Origin of the sequence: Streptomyces sp. Je 1-332 (genome assembly GCF_040730185.1) — a bacterium.
GTDB lineage: Bacteria > Actinomycetota > Actinomycetes > Streptomycetales > Streptomycetaceae > Streptomyces.
The window spans coordinates 3,141,823-3,157,790 of record NZ_CP160402.1; the positions used below are offsets into that span (position 1 = coordinate 3,141,823).

The 15,968-nt window shown below is 69.2% G+C and carries 15 protein-coding genes; 3 read left to right on the forward strand and 12 right to left on the reverse strand.

The window, feature by feature from the left end:
• Positions 1-62: 62 nt before the first annotated feature.
• The gene (locus ABXJ52_RS14250; protein ID WP_367042393.1) at positions 63-671 is read right to left on the reverse strand and encodes a YqgE/AlgH family protein; all 609 of its coding nucleotides are present in this window, start codon (positions 669-671) and stop codon (positions 63-65) included.
• 244 nt (positions 672-915) lie between these two features.
• On the opposite strand from ABXJ52_RS14250, the gene murA reads away from it, so the two are divergent.
• Entirely contained in the window at positions 916-2,259 is a 1,344-nt protein-coding gene (gene murA, locus ABXJ52_RS14255) for a UDP-N-acetylglucosamine 1-carboxyvinyltransferase (RefSeq protein WP_367042395.1), read from the forward strand.
• A 77-nt stretch (positions 2,260-2,336) separates the two neighbouring features.
• Here murA and ABXJ52_RS14260 read toward each other — a convergent pair whose 3' ends face one another.
• The 6 genes from ABXJ52_RS14260 to ABXJ52_RS14285 form a co-directional block, all read right to left on the reverse strand.
• On the reverse strand, positions 2,337-2,618 hold the full coding sequence (locus ABXJ52_RS14260) for an HU family DNA-binding protein (protein ID WP_016645140.1): 282 nt from the start codon (positions 2,616-2,618) through the stop codon (positions 2,337-2,339).
• A 295-nt stretch (positions 2,619-2,913) separates the two neighbouring features.
• Positions 2,914-4,347, reverse strand: coding sequence for an NAD-dependent malic enzyme (locus ABXJ52_RS14265; RefSeq protein ID WP_367042398.1), 1,434 nt, complete (start codon positions 4,345-4,347; stop codon positions 2,914-2,916).
• A gap of 428 nt (positions 4,348-4,775) precedes the next feature.
• Positions 4,776-7,130 carry a UvrD-helicase domain-containing protein gene (locus ABXJ52_RS14270; protein WP_367042400.1) on the reverse strand — a complete coding sequence of 785 codons (2,355 nt, stop codon included), beginning with the start codon at positions 7,128-7,130 and terminating at the stop codon, positions 4,776-4,778.
• A gap of 82 nt (positions 7,131-7,212) precedes the next feature.
• On the reverse strand, positions 7,213-8,004 hold the full coding sequence (locus ABXJ52_RS14275; RefSeq protein ID WP_367042402.1) for a zf-HC2 domain-containing protein: 792 nt from the start codon (positions 8,002-8,004) through the stop codon (positions 7,213-7,215).
• The gene (locus ABXJ52_RS14280) at positions 8,001-8,585 is read right to left on the reverse strand and encodes a sigma-70 family RNA polymerase sigma factor (RefSeq protein WP_367042403.1); all 585 of its coding nucleotides are present in this window, start codon (positions 8,583-8,585) and stop codon (positions 8,001-8,003) included. The genes ABXJ52_RS14275 and ABXJ52_RS14280 overlap by 4 nt, the downstream gene beginning before the upstream one ends.
• 96 nt (positions 8,586-8,681) lie before the next feature.
• The gene (locus ABXJ52_RS14285; RefSeq protein ID WP_367042405.1) at positions 8,682-9,269 is read right to left on the reverse strand and encodes a CGNR zinc finger domain-containing protein; all 588 of its coding nucleotides are present in this window, start codon (positions 9,267-9,269) and stop codon (positions 8,682-8,684) included.
• Positions 9,270-9,434: 165 nt separating this feature from the next.
• On the opposite strand from ABXJ52_RS14285, the gene ABXJ52_RS14290 reads away from it, so the two are divergent.
• A complete protein-coding gene (locus ABXJ52_RS14290) occupies positions 9,435-10,019 on the forward strand; it encodes an anthrone oxygenase family protein (RefSeq protein ID WP_367042406.1) in 585 nt (194 codons plus the stop codon).
• Here the strand turns inward: ABXJ52_RS14290 and ABXJ52_RS14295 are convergent.
• The 5 genes from ABXJ52_RS14295 to ABXJ52_RS14315 all read right to left on the reverse strand — a co-directional run bounded on the left by ABXJ52_RS14295 (position 9,971) and on the right by ABXJ52_RS14315 (position 14,967).
• Entirely contained in the window at positions 9,971-11,134 is a 1,164-nt protein-coding gene (locus ABXJ52_RS14295; RefSeq protein WP_367042408.1) for a uroporphyrinogen-III synthase, read from the reverse strand. The genes ABXJ52_RS14290 and ABXJ52_RS14295 overlap by 49 nt on opposite strands.
• Before the next feature lie 131 nt (positions 11,135-11,265).
• Positions 11,266-12,684, reverse strand: coding sequence for a nitrate/nitrite transporter (locus tag ABXJ52_RS14300; protein ID WP_367042410.1), 1,419 nt, complete (start codon positions 12,682-12,684; stop codon positions 11,266-11,268).
• Between the two features lie 140 nt (positions 12,685-12,824).
• Positions 12,825-13,853, reverse strand: a complete 1,029-nt coding sequence (locus tag ABXJ52_RS14305; RefSeq protein WP_367042412.1) for a hypothetical protein — start codon at positions 13,851-13,853, stop codon at positions 12,825-12,827.
• A complete protein-coding gene (locus ABXJ52_RS14310; RefSeq protein WP_367042413.1) occupies positions 13,850-14,512 on the reverse strand; it encodes a hypothetical protein in 663 nt (220 codons plus the stop codon). The genes ABXJ52_RS14305 and ABXJ52_RS14310 overlap by 4 nt, the downstream gene beginning before the upstream one ends.
• A 146-nt stretch (positions 14,513-14,658) precedes the next feature.
• Entirely contained in the window at positions 14,659-14,967 is a 309-nt protein-coding gene (locus ABXJ52_RS14315; RefSeq protein ID WP_367042414.1) for a hypothetical protein, read from the reverse strand.
• 135 nt (positions 14,968-15,102) lie between these two features.
• On the opposite strand from ABXJ52_RS14315, the gene ABXJ52_RS14320 reads away from it, so the two are divergent.
• Complete coding sequence (locus tag ABXJ52_RS14320) at positions 15,103-15,918, forward strand: hypothetical protein (RefSeq protein WP_367042415.1); 816 nt, start codon at positions 15,103-15,105, stop codon at positions 15,916-15,918.
• Positions 15,919-15,968 lie beyond the last annotated feature (50 nt).

Sequence of the window (15,968 nt, forward strand, 5' to 3'; positions counted from 1 at the left end):
ACGGCAGCTACGAGCCGGGCGGGGGGCGCACTGGGCTACGAACGCTACGCCCCGAGGGCCCCTCAGTTCAGCGACGGGTCGTCCGGATAAGTGGCCACCATCGCCAGCTCACTCCGCTGTCGCCGAAGCACCGCGCGCCACAGCCGCTCCGGGGCCGGGGACGAGACGTCGCCGGGTTCGGACTCGACCACGTACCAGGCGCCCTCGACCAGTTCGTCCTCCAGCTGGCCCGGGCCCCAGCCCGCGTACCCGGCGAAGATCCGTAGCGAGCCGAGCGCGGGGGCCAGGAGTTCGGGGGGTGTGTCCAGGTCGACCAGGCCGATCGCGCCGTGCACGCGGCGCCAGCCGATGGGTTCCCCTCTGCCCTGCCGCGCCCTCACGCCGGAGGCGGGCCCCTCCTCGCCGGGGATCACCGCCACGCCGAGCGCCGAGTCGAGCGAGACGGGGCCGCCCTGGAAGACGACGCCCGGCGCGCCGGCCAGCTCGCCCCAGTCCTCGAGGATGTCCGCGACGTCCACCGGCGTGGGCCGGTTGAGGACCACGCCGAGCGAGCCCTCCTCGTCGTGGTCGAGGAGCAGCACCACCGCGCGGTCGAAGTTCGGGTCCGCCAGGGCAGGCGTAGCCACGAGCAGCCGCCCTGTGAGCGAGGACACCTCGGTCATGAACGACATGATCCCGCATCTTTGCCCCGCGAGGGGAGGCAATGGCCTTACCGGAGTGAATGCAGCTCAGGGCGCACTGAGGCGGCCGGAGCGCACACTTTGGGCGGTGACCCGGAGTGTCCGGTTCCGAACGGCTCGTGTTGTCACGGACTCCTGACGCGGTTTACGCGTCCTCAGCCTTACGGAAGGGGGGTACGCGCCCATTACGCTTGCCCTTTGGTCCACCCGTCCATCCAATCGGAACGCGAGATTCATGACCGTCACCGACGATGTACTGCTTGTCCACGGCGGAACCCCGCTGGAGGGCGAGATCCGTGTCCGCGGCGCGAAGAACCTCGTGCCCAAGGCCATGGTCGCCGCGCTGCTCGGCAGCGCTCCGAGCAGGCTGCGCAATGTCCCAGACATCCGCGACGTGCGCGTCGTACGCGGACTCCTGCAGCTGCATGGCGTGACGGTACGCCCCGGTGAGGAGCCGGGCGAGCTGGTCATGGACCCCTCGCACGTGGAGAGCGCCAACGTCGCGGACATCGACGCCCACGCCGGGTCGTCGCGGATCCCGATTCTCTTCTGCGGGCCGCTCCTGCACCGCCTCGGGCACGCCTTCATCCCCGGCCTCGGAGGCTGCGACATCGGCGGCCGGCCGATCGACTTCCACTTCGAGGTGCTCCGCCAGTTCGGCGCGACCATCGAGAAGCGCGAGGGCGGCCAGTACCTGGAGGCCCCGCAGCGGCTCCGAGGCACGAAGATCCAGCTGCCGTACCCGTCCGTGGGCGCCACCGAGCAGGTCCTGCTGACCGCGGTGCTCGCGGAGGGCGTCACGGAGCTCTCGAACGCCGCGGTCGAGCCCGAGATCGAAGACCTCATCTGCGTACTGCAGAAGATGGGCGCGATCATCGCGATGGACACCGACCGGACCATAAGGGTCACCGGTGTGGACAGCCTGGGCGGCTACAACCACCACGCCCTCTCGGACCGCCTGGAGGCCGCCTCCTGGGCTTCCGCGGCCCTGGCGACCGAAGGCAACATCTACGTCCGCGGCGCCCAGCAGCGGTCGATGATGACGTTCCTGAACACCTACCGGAAGGTGGGCGGTGCCTTCGAGATCGACGACGAGGGCATCCGCTTCTGGCACCCGGGCGGCTCGCTCAACGCGATCGCCCTGGAGACGGACGTGCACCCCGGCTTCCAGACGGACTGGCAGCAGCCCCTGGTCGTCGCCCTGACGCAGGCCGCGGGCCTGTCGATCGTGCACGAGACGGTCTACGAGTCGCGCCTCGGCTTCACCTCCGCGCTCAACCAGATGGGCGCACACATCCAGCTCTACCGCGAGTGCCTCGGCGGCTCCGACTGCCGCTTCGGACAGCGCAACTTCCTCCACTCGGCGGTCGTGAGCGGCCCCACGAAGCTCCAGGGCGCCGATCTGGTCATCCCCGACCTGCGCGGCGGCTTCTCGTACCTGATCGCCGCTCTGGCGGCCCAGGGCACGTCCCGCGTCCACGGCATCGACCTGATCAACCGCGGCTACGAGAACTTCATGGACAAGCTCGTGGAGCTCGGCGCGAAGGTGGAGCTGCCGGGCAGGGCCACCCTCGGCTGACGCTTCACCAGCCGTACGGACATGGAGAAGGGGCGGTCACCCGGTGGGTGACCGCCCCTTCTGATTGCTGCTTCAGGCTACTTGCCCTTGGCGGCTTCCTTGAGCTTGGAGCCCGCCGAAACCTTGACGCTGTAGCCGGCCGGGATGTTGATCGGCTCGCCGGTCTGCGGGTTCCGGGCGGTGCGAGCGGCACGGTGGGTGCGCTCGAAGGTCAGGAAGCCGGGGATGGTGACCTTCTCGTCGCCCTTGGCAACGATCTCGCCGACGGTCTCGGCGAACGCCGCCAGCACGGCGTCGGCGTCCTTGCGGGTCACCTCGGCGCGGTCGGCCAGCGCGGCCACCAGCTCACTGCGGTTCATGTTTGTACTCCCGTGTTCTTCTTGCCGTTGAGGCGTGCCACGCGGCGGGGCCGCATGATGGGCACAGCGAAGCCGATGCTGCCAGGGTCCTCGGTCAGGCCCCGGACCCGGGTCCGTCATCCGGACCCTCGCGCCCAGAAAGGCATCCTGCCCCCACCTGCGGCGGGAAAGCCAATCCGGGCCCCTTCGGGTCACACGAAAAGCTTCACCGCCCCTGGCAAGGTGGCAGTCGGGGGCGCGCTTCCACGCCACCCTAGAGGGCCTTTGAGGGCCCTGCGTTCCGCGACGCGCCGTACTACTGGGCCGTGGCGCCTGTCACAGCCACCCCGGCGGCCTTCGCCGCGCTGCGCACCGCATCGGCGACCGCGCCCGCGACCTTGTCGTTGAAGACGCTGGGGATGATGTAGTTCGGGTTGAGCTCGTCCTCGGCGACGACGTCCGCGAGGGCGCCCGCCGCCGCCAGCATCATCTCCGTGTTGACGGTGCGCGACTGGGCGTCGAGCAGACCGCGGAAGACGCCGGGGAAGACCAGGACGTTGTTGATCTGGTTCGGGAAGTCCGAGCGGCCGGTGGCCACGACCGCCGCCGTCTGGCGGGCGACCGTGGGCTCGACCTCGGGGTCGGGGTTCGCGAGCGCGAACACGATGGCGCCGTCGGCCATGGCCGCGACGTCCTCGGCGCCCAGGACGTTCGGAGCCGAGACGCCGATGAAGACGTCGGCGCCGACGACCGCTTCCTTGAGGGTGCCGCGTGCACCCTCGGGGTTGGTGTTGTCGGCGATCCAGCGCAGCGGCGAGTCCGGCGCGGCGTCCACGAGGTCCTCGCGGTCCGCGTGCACGACACCGTGGATGTCGGCCACGACGGCGTGCTTGACGCCCGCGGCGATGAGCAGCTTGAGGATGGCCGTACCGGCCGCGCCCGCACCGGACATGACGACGCGTACGTCGCCGATTCCCTTGCCCACCACGCGAAGTGCGTTGGTCAGCGCGGCGAGCACGACGATCGCGGTGCCGTGCTGGTCGTCGTGGAAGACGGGGATGTCCAGGGCCTCGCGGAGCCTGGCCTCGATCTCGAAGCAGCGCGGCGCCGAGATGTCCTCGAGGTTGATGCCCGCGAAGCCGGGGGCGATCGCCTTCACGATCTCGACGATCGCGTCCGTGTCCTGGGTGTCCAGGCACAGCGGCCAGGCGTCGATGCCGGCGAAGCGCTTGAAGAGGGCCGCCTTGCCCTCCATGACGGGCAGCGCGGCCTTCGGGCCGATGTTGCCGAGCCCGAGGACGGCCGACCCGTCCGTTACGACCGCAACGGAGTTGCGCTTGATGGTGAGGCGGCGCGCGTCCTCGGGGTTCTCGGCGATCGCCATGCACACGCGGGCCACGCCCGGGGTGTAGATCATGGAGAGGTCGTCGCGGTTCCGGATGGGGTGCTTGGACGCCATCTCGATCTTGCCGCCGAGGTGCATCAGGAACGTACGGTCGGAGACCTTGCCGACGGTGACGCCCTCGATGGTGCGCAGCTGCGCGACGATCTCGTCGCCGTGCGTCGTGGAGGTCGCCGCGATCGTGACGTCGATCCGGAGTGCCTCATGGCCGGACGCCGTGACGTCGAGGCCGGTCACCGAGCCTCCGTGGGACTCGACGGCCGTGGTGATCTGGGAGACCGCGGTGCCGCTCGCCGGCACCTCCAACCGGACCGTGTTCGAGTAGGAGACGCTGGGCGCCGTTGCCATGGCCGACTTCCTCTGCTTTCACCGTGTTGCTCTTGCCGTCCGATGGTCGCACCTACCACTGAGTACGTGGTAGCCGCCTCGGATTGCGAACTTTTCGTTCACCAGCTTTTCGGAAACCGGTTTCCACCATACGAGAAGTTGGAGGCGGTCGGTAGGGGCAAACGGAAACCGGTGGTTGAAAGCCGGAAGAGGCCCCCGTCACGTGGTGACGGGGGCCTCTTCCTGACGCTCAGTGACACCGACCCGCCATGCTCGCCTCGCGGCAAGTGGTCGCTCGTAGCGACGATGGTTGGGCCCGGGGGCTTGGATCGGGCCGGTGCCACATCAACGGTAACAAACGATCCCCGTAAGGCAATTCCCGTCCCGAGAAGTCTCCGAAGTCATACGCGGAGCAGGCCGGGACCACACTCGAAGAGCAGGCCGGGACCTCACTCGCGGAGCAGGTCCGGCACGCCTGCCGCGTCCGGCTCGTCGCGCTCACCCGACAGGACCGTCAGCTGCTGCGTGGCCCGGGTCAGCGCCACGTACAGGACCCGCAGGCCCGCCGGGGACTCGTCCGCGATCTCCGCGGGCGAGACGACCACCGTCGCGTCGTACTCCAGGCCCTTGGCCTCCAGGCTGCCCAGGGCGACGACCCGGTCGCCGAGCCCGGCGAGCCAGCGCGCCGCCTGCTCGCGGCGGTTCATCGCCACGACGACGCCGACGGTGCCGTCCACCTGGTCGAGCAGCCGGGCCGCCTCCTCGCGCACCGAGGCGCCGAGGTCCTTGTCCCGTACGACGGCGAAGCGAGGCTTCACGCCGGTTGACCGTACGGCTGACGGGGACTCGGAGCCCGGCATCGCGAGCGCGAGCACCTTGGCGGCGAGATCGGCGATCTCCGCGGGGTTGCGGTAGTTGACGGTCAGGGTGAAGCGGCGGCGCGGGCGGCTGCCCAGGGCCTCGTCGCGGGCGGCCGCCGCCTCGTCCGGGTCGGACCACGAGGACTGGGCGGGGTCGCCGACGATCGTCCACGTGGCGTGCCGGCCCCTGCGGCCGACCATGCGCCACTGCATGGGGGTCAGGTCCTGCGCCTCGTCGACGATGACGTGCGCGTACTCGGTGCGCTCCGCGGCGAGCCGCTCGGCGCGTTCGCGCTGGGACTCCTCGCGCTGCGGCATCAGTTCCTCGAGCCCGGTGAGCAGGTCGAGGGGGTCGAGATCCTTCTTCTTGCGGGGCCGGTGCGGCGTGCCGAGGATCGACTGGAGCTCGTCGAGGAGCGCCACGTCGTGCACGGACAGGGCGTCGCGCTTGAGGGAGCGAGCGACCTTGCGGACCTCGCCGGGGTTCAGGACGCGGCGCGCCCAGCGGCCCAGGCGCCGCTCGTCGCCCATCGCGGCGAGCACGGCGCGCGGTGTGAGCTCGGGCCACCAGGCGTCGAGGAAGCGGATGAAGTCGTCCTCGGACGTGATGTCCTCGTCGAAGGACGAGCGCAGCTCGGCGGCCAACTCCGGGTCGCTGTGCCGGCCCGCGGAGCCGGACTGGGACCACAGGGCGTCCAGGAGGAGCTTGCGGGCGCGCGGGCGCAGCAGGTTGACGGGGGCCGTGCCGCTGAGCGCGTTGCGCCGGATGCGGCCCAGCGCGTCGGCCTCCAGCTCCAGGCGGCGGCCGAAGGCCACCACACGGAGGCGCGTGGGGGTCTCGGCGGGAGCCTGGGGCGCGTCGTCCTCGTCGTCGTCCCCGAAGGCGAGCTGGCCGTCCTGGGAGGCGGGCTTCGCCGTCGTGCCCGTACCGCCCTCCAGAGCGCCCCGTGCGGCCTTCCGCAGGACGTTCAGCATCCGCGACGAGCCCTTGACCCGGGCCACGGCCGGAGAGTCGTAGACGGTCGCCCCCTCGGGTGCGGCCTCGTCGGCCAGCTCGCCCACCGCGCGGATGGCGACCTGCCCCTCCTCGCCCAGCGAGGGCAGCACGCCCTCCGTATAGGCCACCAGGAGCGGGGTCGGGGAGACGATGAGGATGCCGCCCGCGTACCGGCGTCGGTCCTGGTAGAGGAGGTACGCCGCGCGGTGCAGGGCCACGGCGGTCTTGCCGGTGCCGGGGCCGCCCTCGACGTACGTCACCGAGGCGGCGGGCGCCCGGATCACCATGTCCTGCTCGGCCTGGATCGACGCCACGATGTCCCGCATCGTGTGGCTGCGGGCCTGACCGAGCGCCGCCATCAGGGCGCCGTCACCGATGACCGGCAACGACTGACCGCCCAGGGTGGCCTTGAGCTCCGGGCGCATCAGGTCGTCCTCGACGCCGAGGACCTTGCGGCCCTTGGAGCGGATGACCCGGCGGCGTACGACACGTCCCGGGTCGACCGGCGTCGAGCGGTAGAACGGCGCGGCGGCCGGGGCGCGCCAGTCGATCACCAGCGGGGAGTAGTCGGCGTCCAGGACGCCGATGCGGCCGATGTGCAGGGTCTCGGCGATCTCGGCGGTGTTGTTCTCGCTGACGGCGTCCTCGGCGGGCTCGACCGACGTGTACGCGCCGTCCGGGCCCTTCTTGCCGTCCTTGCCGAGCAGCAGGTCGATGCGCCCGAAGAGGAAGTCCTCGAACTCGTTGTTGAGGCGGTTGAGATGCACTCCCGCGCGGAACACCTGGGCGTCACGCTCGGCCAGCGCGCCCGGCGTGCCGACCTGGGAGCGCTTGGCCGCGTCGGTCATGAGGAACTCGGCCTCGTGGATCTTCTCCTCGAGACGCCGGTAGACCTGGTCGAGATGTTCTTGTTCGACGCTGATCTCACGGTCGCGTACGTCGGCCACCGAGGCCCCTTTCCGGACGTGCAGCTGCCCAATCGAGCAGCCGTCTACCGTACGCGAAAGGGGGCCCCTGTGTGCACTTCCGCTAGGCGTCCACCTCCACCAGACGGTCGCCGTCGAAGGTGGTCACCTCGAAGTGGTCGATGTCGTTACGGTCCATCGCGGCGCCCCCGTGGACGTACAGGGGGCTGCGTGCCCATTTGTTCGGGCTGTCCTCGATGCCGTACCCCCACTTCGGGACGGACCAGGTGGTCACCGTCTCCTTCTCGCCGTCCTTGCCGACCGCGACCAGGGAGCACTTGAGCGGGCCCTTGACGTTCTTCAGCTCGAGAACGGTGTGCGTGCCCCAGGCCTTCTTCTCCGTACCGACCGTGGCGCTGACCTTGGTCGTGGGGTCCGTGGCCTTGATCTTGTCGTCCATGTGGTTGAAGAAGGCGTCCTCGGCGGGGCTCGTGGGATGCGGTTCGCCCGCCACGGCCTTCGAACCGCCGCCGTCGTTCACCGCGAGGACCGTGAGCGGGCCGCCCACGATCAGGGCCGCCGCCGCGGCGACCAGGAACATGCCGCGCCTGCGCTTTTGCGCACGCTTCACGGAGACCTCGTCCACCAGCCGGTCAGCGAGGCGCGGGCTCGGCCTCGCGGCCAGCTGTTCGCCGATCGCCGGTACGCCGCGGGTCCCCGGGAAGTCCGCGAGCGCGGCCAGCATCGGCTCCATGCCGGAGAACTCCTCCAGCTGGTGCGCGCAGAACTCGCAGCCCGCCAGATGGACTTCGAAGGCCGTGGCCTCCGCGTCGTCCAGGATGCCGAGGGCGTAGGCGCCGACGGTCTCGTGCATGTCCCCCTGCGCGCCATGACTGGTGTAGTCGGACTCGTTCATGCCGTCACCCCCCGCTCCTCGAGCGCCAGCTTCATCGAGCGCAGCGCGTAGAAGACCCGCGAGCGCACCGTCCCGCTCGGTATACCCAGTGTCTGGGCCGCCTCATTGACCGTACGCCCCTTGAAATAGGTCTCGACAAGTACCTCACGGTGCGCGGGAGTCAGGTCGTCGAGCGCGTCCGAGAGAGTCATCAGCCACAGCGCCTTGTCGATCTCGTCCTCCGCGGGGATGACCTCCAGCGGCGACGGATCGACCTCCTGCGGCCGGGCCTGCCGGCTGCGGTGGCCGTCGATGACGATGCGCCGGGCGACCGTCACCAGCCAGGGGCGTACCGAACCGGTCGCACGATTGAGCTGACCGGCGTTCTTCCAGGCACGGATGAGCGTTTCCTGTACGACGTCTTCGGCGCGCTGCCGGTCTCCCGCCACCAGGCGGAGCACGTACGCCAGCAGAGGACCCGCGTGCTCGCGGTACAGGGCGCGCATCAACTCCTCGTCGGGTCCGTGGCGTTCAGGGACCAGGCGATGTCGGCGAGGACGTTCCTGCGGGCGCTCATCGGCCACGGCGGAATCCTTGCGCACGTCTGCCTCCGGTGTCCGCTCTTCGTCTTGGCTGGCTCACCGGGGATGTACGTAGGCGGGGGCGGTTGCGTTCAGCCGCCCCCGGAAGAAATTCGATCAGGCACGCGCGAGCGCGGCCCGCCGCCGGTGCCTCGCCACGCGCTCACGGTTGCCGCACACCTCGCTCGAGCACCAGCGGCGGCGCCGCCCGCGGGACGCGTCGAGGTACACGAGAGGGCAGTTGTCGCCCTCGCACTGGCGCAGCAGGGCGCGCGCGGCGGGGTCGGTGAGCAGGTCGACGGTGTCCCGCGCGACGGCGGCGAGCAGGGCCGCGCGGCCGGGGTCACCGTCCAGGGCGCGGACGAGGCTGCCGTCGGGCCGCCGGACGGCGCGCGGGGCCGGTGGCGCGGCCGCGGCGAGGGCGTTGACCTTGGCCAACTGCGCGTCGTCCGGCCGCCCTTCGATCTCGGCGAGCACCAATTGGCCGATGTGCCCGCGCAGTTCACGGAAGGCCACGAGCCAGACCGGGCCGGCCCCCCGCAGGGCCGTGCGATCGGGGATGAGCCCGGCGCCCGCGAGCCAGGCTCGCAGCCGGTCCACGGAGTCGAGCCGCTCCACGGGATGGTTCGTCGCCACGAGGTCCAGACAGCTCCGCCCGGAATCGAATCGCAGCTCGTACGTGGCCGGGTCCATGCCCAGTGCCATGCCCCTGTCACCGCCTTGTGGGGTTACCGGTGAGTGCTCCCCCTACAGTGCCTCGCCGCGGGCGGGCGCGGAACCCCTGCCACCGGTCGTGGCTGAGACGCCCGCTTATGGAGGCGCGCTTCGAGACCATGGTCCGGCGGCCTTCCGGCCGGTTGACTCGGTTACATGAAAGCGAACCGTGAGACGAACAGGCGGGTGCACCGCACCGCCGATGTGATGCTGGGGGCGGCCGTCGTCGCCATGGGCCTGATCGCCGGAACCTTCTACATCTTCTCCTGCGGTGTCATGCCGGGCCTCGGACGCAGCGACGACCGCGTCTTCATCGAGGTCATGCAGAACACGAACGACGCGTTCAACAATCCGGTCTTCTTCGCGAGCTTCCTCGGGGCCCTGCTCTTCACGGCGGTCGCCACCTGGCAGCTGCGCGGCACGGGCCCCTACCGGTGGGTTCTCGCGGCGCTCGTCGTCTATCTCGTGGCCTTCGCGATCACATCGGTCGTGAACGTGCCGCTGAACGAGGAACTCGCGGACGCGGGCGACCCGGCGAAGATCAGCGATCCGGCCGCGGTGCGCGACACGTTCGAGGACCCGTGGCTGGCCTGGAACGCCGTGCGGACCCTGCTGTCCACCGTCGCGCTCGGCCTGCTCGCTCGGGCGCTCGTGCTGCGGGGACGGGACACCAGGTCACGTGCCGGGGCTCGTCAGTCCGAGTACTTCGACTCCGCGGCCGGATCCAACGCGAGCCGGTAGCCACGCTTGACCACCGTCTGGACGAGCTTCGGCGCGCCAAGTGCCGTACGCAGCCTGGCCATCGCGCTCTCCACGGCGTGCTCGTCGCTCCCGGCGCCGGGCAGCGCGCGCAGGAGTTCGGCGCGGGAGACCACCCACCCCGGGCGGCGCGCGAGGGTCCGCAGCAGCGACATGCCGGCGGGGGGCACGGGCCGCAGCTCGTCGTCGACCAGGACGGCGTGGCCGCGGATCTCGACGCGGTGCCCCGCGATGGGCAACGTACGGGCGCGGGAAGGCAGTTCCTGGCACAGGACCTGTACGAGGGGGCCGAGCCGGAAGCGTTCGGGCTGCACCGTGTCGACGCCGCGGGCCTGCAGCGGCAGCGCGGTGACCGGGCCCACGCAGGCGGACAGGACATCGTGCTGGAGGGCGGCGAAGAGCTCGGGGCCCATGCCGCGGTCCTCGGCGCGGGCCAGGAAGGACGCGGCGGCGGGGGCGCTGGTGAAGGTCAGCGCGTCGACGCCGCGGGCGACGGTGGCGTCGAGGAGCCGGTCGACGGGCGCGAGGTCCTCGGGCGGCATCCACCGGTAGACGGGCACGCCGACGACCTCCGCTCCCCCGGCGCGCAGCGACTCGATGAAGCCGGGCAGCGGTTCGCCGTGCAGCTGGAGCGCGATGCGCTTGCCGTCGACGCCGTCGTCGAGCAGCTTCTCCAGCACCTCCGCCATGGACTCGGAGGAGGGCGACCACTTCTCGGTGAGTCCGGCGGCGCGGATGGCGCCCTTGACCTTGGGCCCGCGGGCGAGCAGCTCGACATCCCGCAGACACTTCAGGAGCGCCTCCCCGAACCCCCACCCGTCGGCGGCCTCGACCCATCCGCGGAATCCGATCGCGGTGGTGGCGATCACCACGTCGGGCGCGTGGTCGATCAACTCCTTTGTGGCCGCCAGGAGTTCGCTGTCGTCGGCGAGCGGAACGATGCGCAGTGCGGGTGCGTGCAGGACGGTGGCGCCACGCCGCTGGAGCAGCGCACCGAGCTCGTCGGCGCGGCGCGCGGCGGTGACGCCGACGGTGAATCCGGCGAGGGGGGCGTTCTGACGACCGGCCTGTCGACCGGTCGGAGTGGTCCCGTGCATGGCAGCTGCTTTCGTCCCGCTAGTACCGCGTGATGGATGATCCGGGGTTGAACGAGCCTGCCAACGGCCCGTGACAACCCCGGTTCACCACGATGTCGTACGTGTTACACCAGGCTACGACCACCCCTGAGTCAGACCTGCGCGTACGTGAGCTGGGGCTTCTCCTCGGCGTCCGGGGTCGGCCCGGAGCCCGGGGTCGGCCCGGAGCCCGGGGTCTGCCCGGAGCCCGGGGCCTGCCCGGAGCCCGGGGTGGCCGGGACGGCCGGGACGACCATCGGGCGGCGGAGGTATACGGCCCACGTGACGCAGAAGCAGGCGGCGTAGAAGACGAGGAAGGCGACGAAGGCACCCGTCCCCGACCCCACGGTCTGGAAGGACTGCCGGAAGGCGAGATTGATCCCGAGCCCGCCGAGCGCGCCGACGGCGCCGATGAGCCCCATGGAGGCCCCGGAGAGGCGCCGACCGTAGGCCGCCGCGGCCTCCCCGTGGAGCCCCTTCTGGAGAGCCTTGGCCTGGAAGATGCCGGGGATCATCTTGTAGGTCGACCCGTTTCCCAACCCGCTCAGCACGAAGAGAACGACAAAGGCGGCGACGAAGAGGGCGAGCGACTCCCGCATGGAGGCGATGACGACGACGCCGGTGGCCGCACCCATCCCGACGAAGTTCCACAGGGTGATGCGGGCCCCTCCGAACCGGTCGGCGAGCCGTCCGCCCACGGGCCGGATCAGCGAGCCGAGGAGCGGCCCGATGAACGTGACGGCCGCGGCCTGCAACGGCGTACGTCCGAACTGGGTCTGCAGCACGAGCCCGAACGCGAAGCTGTAACCGATGAAGGAGCCGAAGGTCCCCACGTACAGAAACGCCATGATCCACGTATGGGCGTCGCGGACGGACTCCTTCGCCGCGCCGGTGTCGTTCTTCACCGTGGCGAGGTTGTCCATGAAGAGGGCGGCGCAGACGGCGGAGACGAAGATAAGAGGGACATAGATCCCGAGCAGCACGCGGGGCCCGCCCCCGGCCCCGATGACGGCGAGCCCGGCGAGCTGCACGACGGGGACGCCGATGTTGCCGCCCCCGGCGTTCAGACCGAGCGCCCACCCTTTCTTCCGCAGCGGGAAGAAGGAGTTGATGTTGGTCATGCTGGACGCGAAGTTGCCCCCGCCGACGCCGGTGAGGAGGGCGCACACCATGAAGGTGGTGTAGGAGGTCCCCGGCTCCATGACGACGAAGGCCGCGGTGGTGGGCAGGAGCAGCGCACCGGCCGCGATGATCGTCCAGTTACGCCCTCCGAAGCGGGCGACGGCGAAGGTGTACGGCACGCGGGCGACGGCCCCCACGAGGGTCGCCATGGACACCAGGAAGAACTTCCCGGCGGGGTCGATCCCGTACTCGGGCCCCATGAACAGGACCATCACGGACCAGAGGGTCCAGATGGAGAACCCGATGTGCTCCGAAAGGATCGAGAACCCCAGATTCCGCCGCGCGACGCGCTCGCCCCCCTCCTCCGTCCAGAACCTCTCGTCCTCGGGGTCCCACCGCTGGATCCACATGACAGCCCTCATCTCCACGACTAGCGAGTGATGGCCCGAAGGTATGGACCCCGGGTTTCAGCCCTGTGGCCCGCGGTGACCGGCGGGGAACTTCGCTCTCACGTGGGGGTGGGGCGGTTGGTGAGGGGCGGCGAACGAGGTCACCGGTTGATGGACTGGATCTCCTCCACTGCCACTTGCTGATCGGCGCCGAACTCACCCGGGGGCAGGTCACCGCCCTCGCCGGTGGTACTGGTCCAGCTGATCTTCCAGGTGAGGGTGGCCTGGAGGTTGTACGAGCCGTCGCCGGATGAGCGGAGGTATTTCACGCCGCACGGGGGTTGGGTGTCGCCGGGAGTGCCTTTGGCGCGGGGGGCGCCGATCTTGCCGTTCACGATGGGACATTCGCCGGAGGCGGGGTAGGTCTCGGCGTCCTTCGTCCCCGGGTCGATCGAGAGCGACATGGGTTCAGCGGTCGTGGTCGCGGAAAGCCCCGAGCCCGGAATGCTCGCGGTGACGGAGACCTTCTTGAACTTCGCCTTGTCCAGCCAGGCCCAGGTCGGGAGATTGACCTTCGTCGTACCCTCGGGCGCCATCTTGATCTCGGTGCTGGGTACGGGCAGTTCGTCGTAGGCGTACTCGGCGAGGATCTTCGGCGAGACTGCGAGGGGCTCCTTGGGGGTGTCACCCGTGGGCACCCAGAAGGGAAGCTTGTTGCAGGAGTTGGCCCCGGGTTCGTCCTTGCGCTTCTCGTTGATGGCCGCCGCCCAGAACTGTCCCTCGCCCTGTTTGTCGAGGTTGTAGTTCTTGTAGGGGTTGCCTTCCTTGAAGTACGAGTCGAACACGTTGCCCACGAAGTCGCCGATCCCGAACGTCTTCATCTGCCGGAACGCCTTGACGGTGGCCTGGATCTCCTTCGGCGAATAAGCGGGCTCGTACCAGCAGGCTGGGGGGTCCCAGTTGCTGTTGGCGGGGGTGAGGGTTCCGGTTTTGGCGGTTTCCTGGGCGCCGTTGACGGTCGTCTGGATCTTTGTCTCGACGGTGAGGTTCTGGTCCTGATGCCCGCCCTTGGCCTGTGGAGCAGTTGTCTCCGCCCCCTTACCGCCAGAGGCATAAGCGACGCTCGGAACCAGGGCGGCGACCAACGCGAGGAGAGGAACGAACCGGCGGCTCAGCCTGTGCTGGTTCACCGCTTGCAACGCTTCGCTGCCGTCGTGGTCAACACGCTTGTGGTCTGCCAGATGCCGTCCTCGTTCTTCTCCAGTCGGGTGTTGTAGAAGGCATAGTCCTGGTCGGACTCCGGGATCGACCTGTCTACCCTGCCGGTCTTGCGATCCTTCGGATACGTCTTGCTGGTGTCCTCGCAGTACGTCACCACGGCGGCGCCATCCTTGAGGAACGTGACCTCGCGGTCGTAATACCGGGTGGTCCCGACGAAGGTCTTGCCCCTCTTGTAGAAGCCCTGAACGTGATCCGCCGCCGACAGCAACGCATTGCCCGACGAATAGAACTTCAGCGCAGGATGCTCCTCGGCATCGACCGTGATCGCCTCGTCTAGCGAGGTAATCCTCCGCTCGTTGTCCGCGAGGATCGCATCCTTCTTCGGGTCGCCTGTCTTGCCGCCCTCGAAGACATGCTTCACGTCCTTAGGCAGCTTGATCTCCGGCCGCTCAATCCCGTCGTCAGACGCTGACGGCGACGGCGACTCTCTCTTCTTGTCCCCCGACCCCGCGCCCGCGATCTTGTCGTTCTCCTTGGCGTCGCCATCGCCCCCTCCGCAAGCAGAAAGCGAAAGGACTGCGGCAGCAGTCAAGGTGGCCGCTGCGAGCAGGGCGGGTCGGCGGTTCACGGTCAGCTCCTGATGAGGCGAGGGTTCTCTGGAGTGAACCAAGCTATCCATGAGGCAAGGGCGGCGTCACGTCGAGGTCCGCGGCCCGCAGAGACATAGGCGGGCATAGCACCTGTACAGCACCGCCGTTGGCCGATACCGATCGCTCAGCGCAGCTCGGTGATCACCATCAGGCGCGGTTTCCGGGGCCTCTCGACCCTTTGGTTCAGCGAAGTCACCCAGCCGTACGGCACGCTCACCCCAATGCCCCGTCCAGCGCCCGGGCGGTCAGCAGCCGACAGGGGAGCCAGCGTGCGTTCCTCGTTCGTCACGTGGTCCACCACCGCGCGGTCGACCAGCTCGCGGCCCGCCTCCGTCAGGCGGACCCGGATCGCTCGGCGGTCGGGGTGGCGTTCGATCAGGTCCTTACGTTCCGATTCTGGGTTCCACTCACTCGCCGCGACAACATCGCCCACGCAAGTTCCCATTTTGATACGACTAACCGAGTTGGGCACCCTTGTGCGAATTTCGGATCTGCAATGCATGCGGAGCCGGTCAACTCAACGCCCCACAGGTTGGGACAGGGCCGTTCGCATGAAAGCATTTGCATCATGGGCATCGTCAGTTGCTCACACGAAGCCGTCGCCCGACTGGAGTCAGAAGTGAACCGCCGCATCCTGCTCGTTGCGGTCGGGGTCGCCGCAAGCACCTCGCTTTTGCTGACCGGCTGCTCTACAGGCGGCGGTGACGGCGACACGTCCGACAAGATCAAGACGGCTGGCGACAATGAAGCTTCGGCATCCCCCAGCGCGTCGGCGAAGCCGGGTGGGACTGAGCGACCAAAGATCAAGCTGCCCAAGTCCTTCCAAGTTGACTTCGCAGGCTGGACGAACAGCGATCCGAAGCTCCAGACCATCTTGAATGACGGGAAGGACCGGCTGCGCGCCGGATACGCCGCCATCATCGCGGGTGATCCGCAGGACAGCGCGTTGAGGTTCTACAGCTCGGGTGCAACTCTCAAGTCCGCCCCCGACTGGGTCAAGAAATACGAGGATCTCACTCTCAAGGGGAGTGTCCGCGTCTTCGATCCACAAGTACATGTGAGCAACGAGGGGTTCGGCGTCCTCTTCTATTGCGTTGACGAAGCCAAGGGCTACACCAGGAACGTCAAGGCGGGCAAGACCGAAGGCACGCCGGAAGGCGACGACCCGAAGGTCCAGTACCGCACACGGCTGGACAAGAACGCTGAGGGCGTGTGGCAGACCTCGACCGTCCAGACGGACAAGGGAGGGTGCGACCAGTGGACACGCATCAGGCGCACCGGCGGCTGTGCGTTGGCTCTGCTCACCGCCACAGCCGTCATGTTCCCCCGTCGAGCGCTCGCCGTTGGTGAGGGAGGAGAGGCTTTCGAGACCGCCAGGACATGAACGTCCAGGAGATCCAGTCCATCAACCGCTGACCAGGGTGGGCGGTGTGG

Bases quoted from the DNA above. Each gene is read 5' to 3' on its own strand.
- ABXJ52_RS14250 (WP_367042393.1), bottom strand. From the start codon at position 671: ATGTCGTTCATGACCGAGGTGTCCTCGCTCACAGGGCGGCTGCTCGTG.
- murA (WP_367042395.1), top strand. From the start codon at position 916: ATGACCGTCACCGACGATGTACTGCTTGTCCACGGCGGAACCCCGCTG.
- ABXJ52_RS14260 (WP_016645140.1), bottom strand. From the start codon at position 2,618: ATGAACCGCAGTGAGCTGGTGGCCGCGCTGGCCGACCGCGCCGAGGTG.
- ABXJ52_RS14265 (WP_367042398.1), bottom strand. From the start codon at position 4,347: ATGGCAACGGCGCCCAGCGTCTCCTACTCGAACACGGTCCGGTTGGAG.
- ABXJ52_RS14275 (WP_367042402.1), bottom strand. From the start codon at position 8,004: ATGAACGAGTCCGACTACACCAGTCATGGCGCGCAGGGGGACATGCAC.
- ABXJ52_RS14285 (WP_367042405.1), bottom strand. From the start codon at position 9,269: ATGGCACTGGGCATGGACCCGGCCACGTACGAGCTGCGATTCGATTCC.
- ABXJ52_RS14290 (WP_367042406.1), top strand. From the start codon at position 9,435: ATGAAAGCGAACCGTGAGACGAACAGGCGGGTGCACCGCACCGCCGAT.
- ABXJ52_RS14295 (WP_367042408.1), bottom strand. From the start codon at position 11,134: ATGCACGGGACCACTCCGACCGGTCGACAGGCCGGTCGTCAGAACGCC.
- ABXJ52_RS14300 (WP_367042410.1), bottom strand. From the start codon at position 12,684: ATGTGGATCCAGCGGTGGGACCCCGAGGACGAGAGGTTCTGGACGGAG.
- ABXJ52_RS14320 (WP_367042415.1), top strand. From the start codon at position 15,103: ATGGGCATCGTCAGTTGCTCACACGAAGCCGTCGCCCGACTGGAGTCA.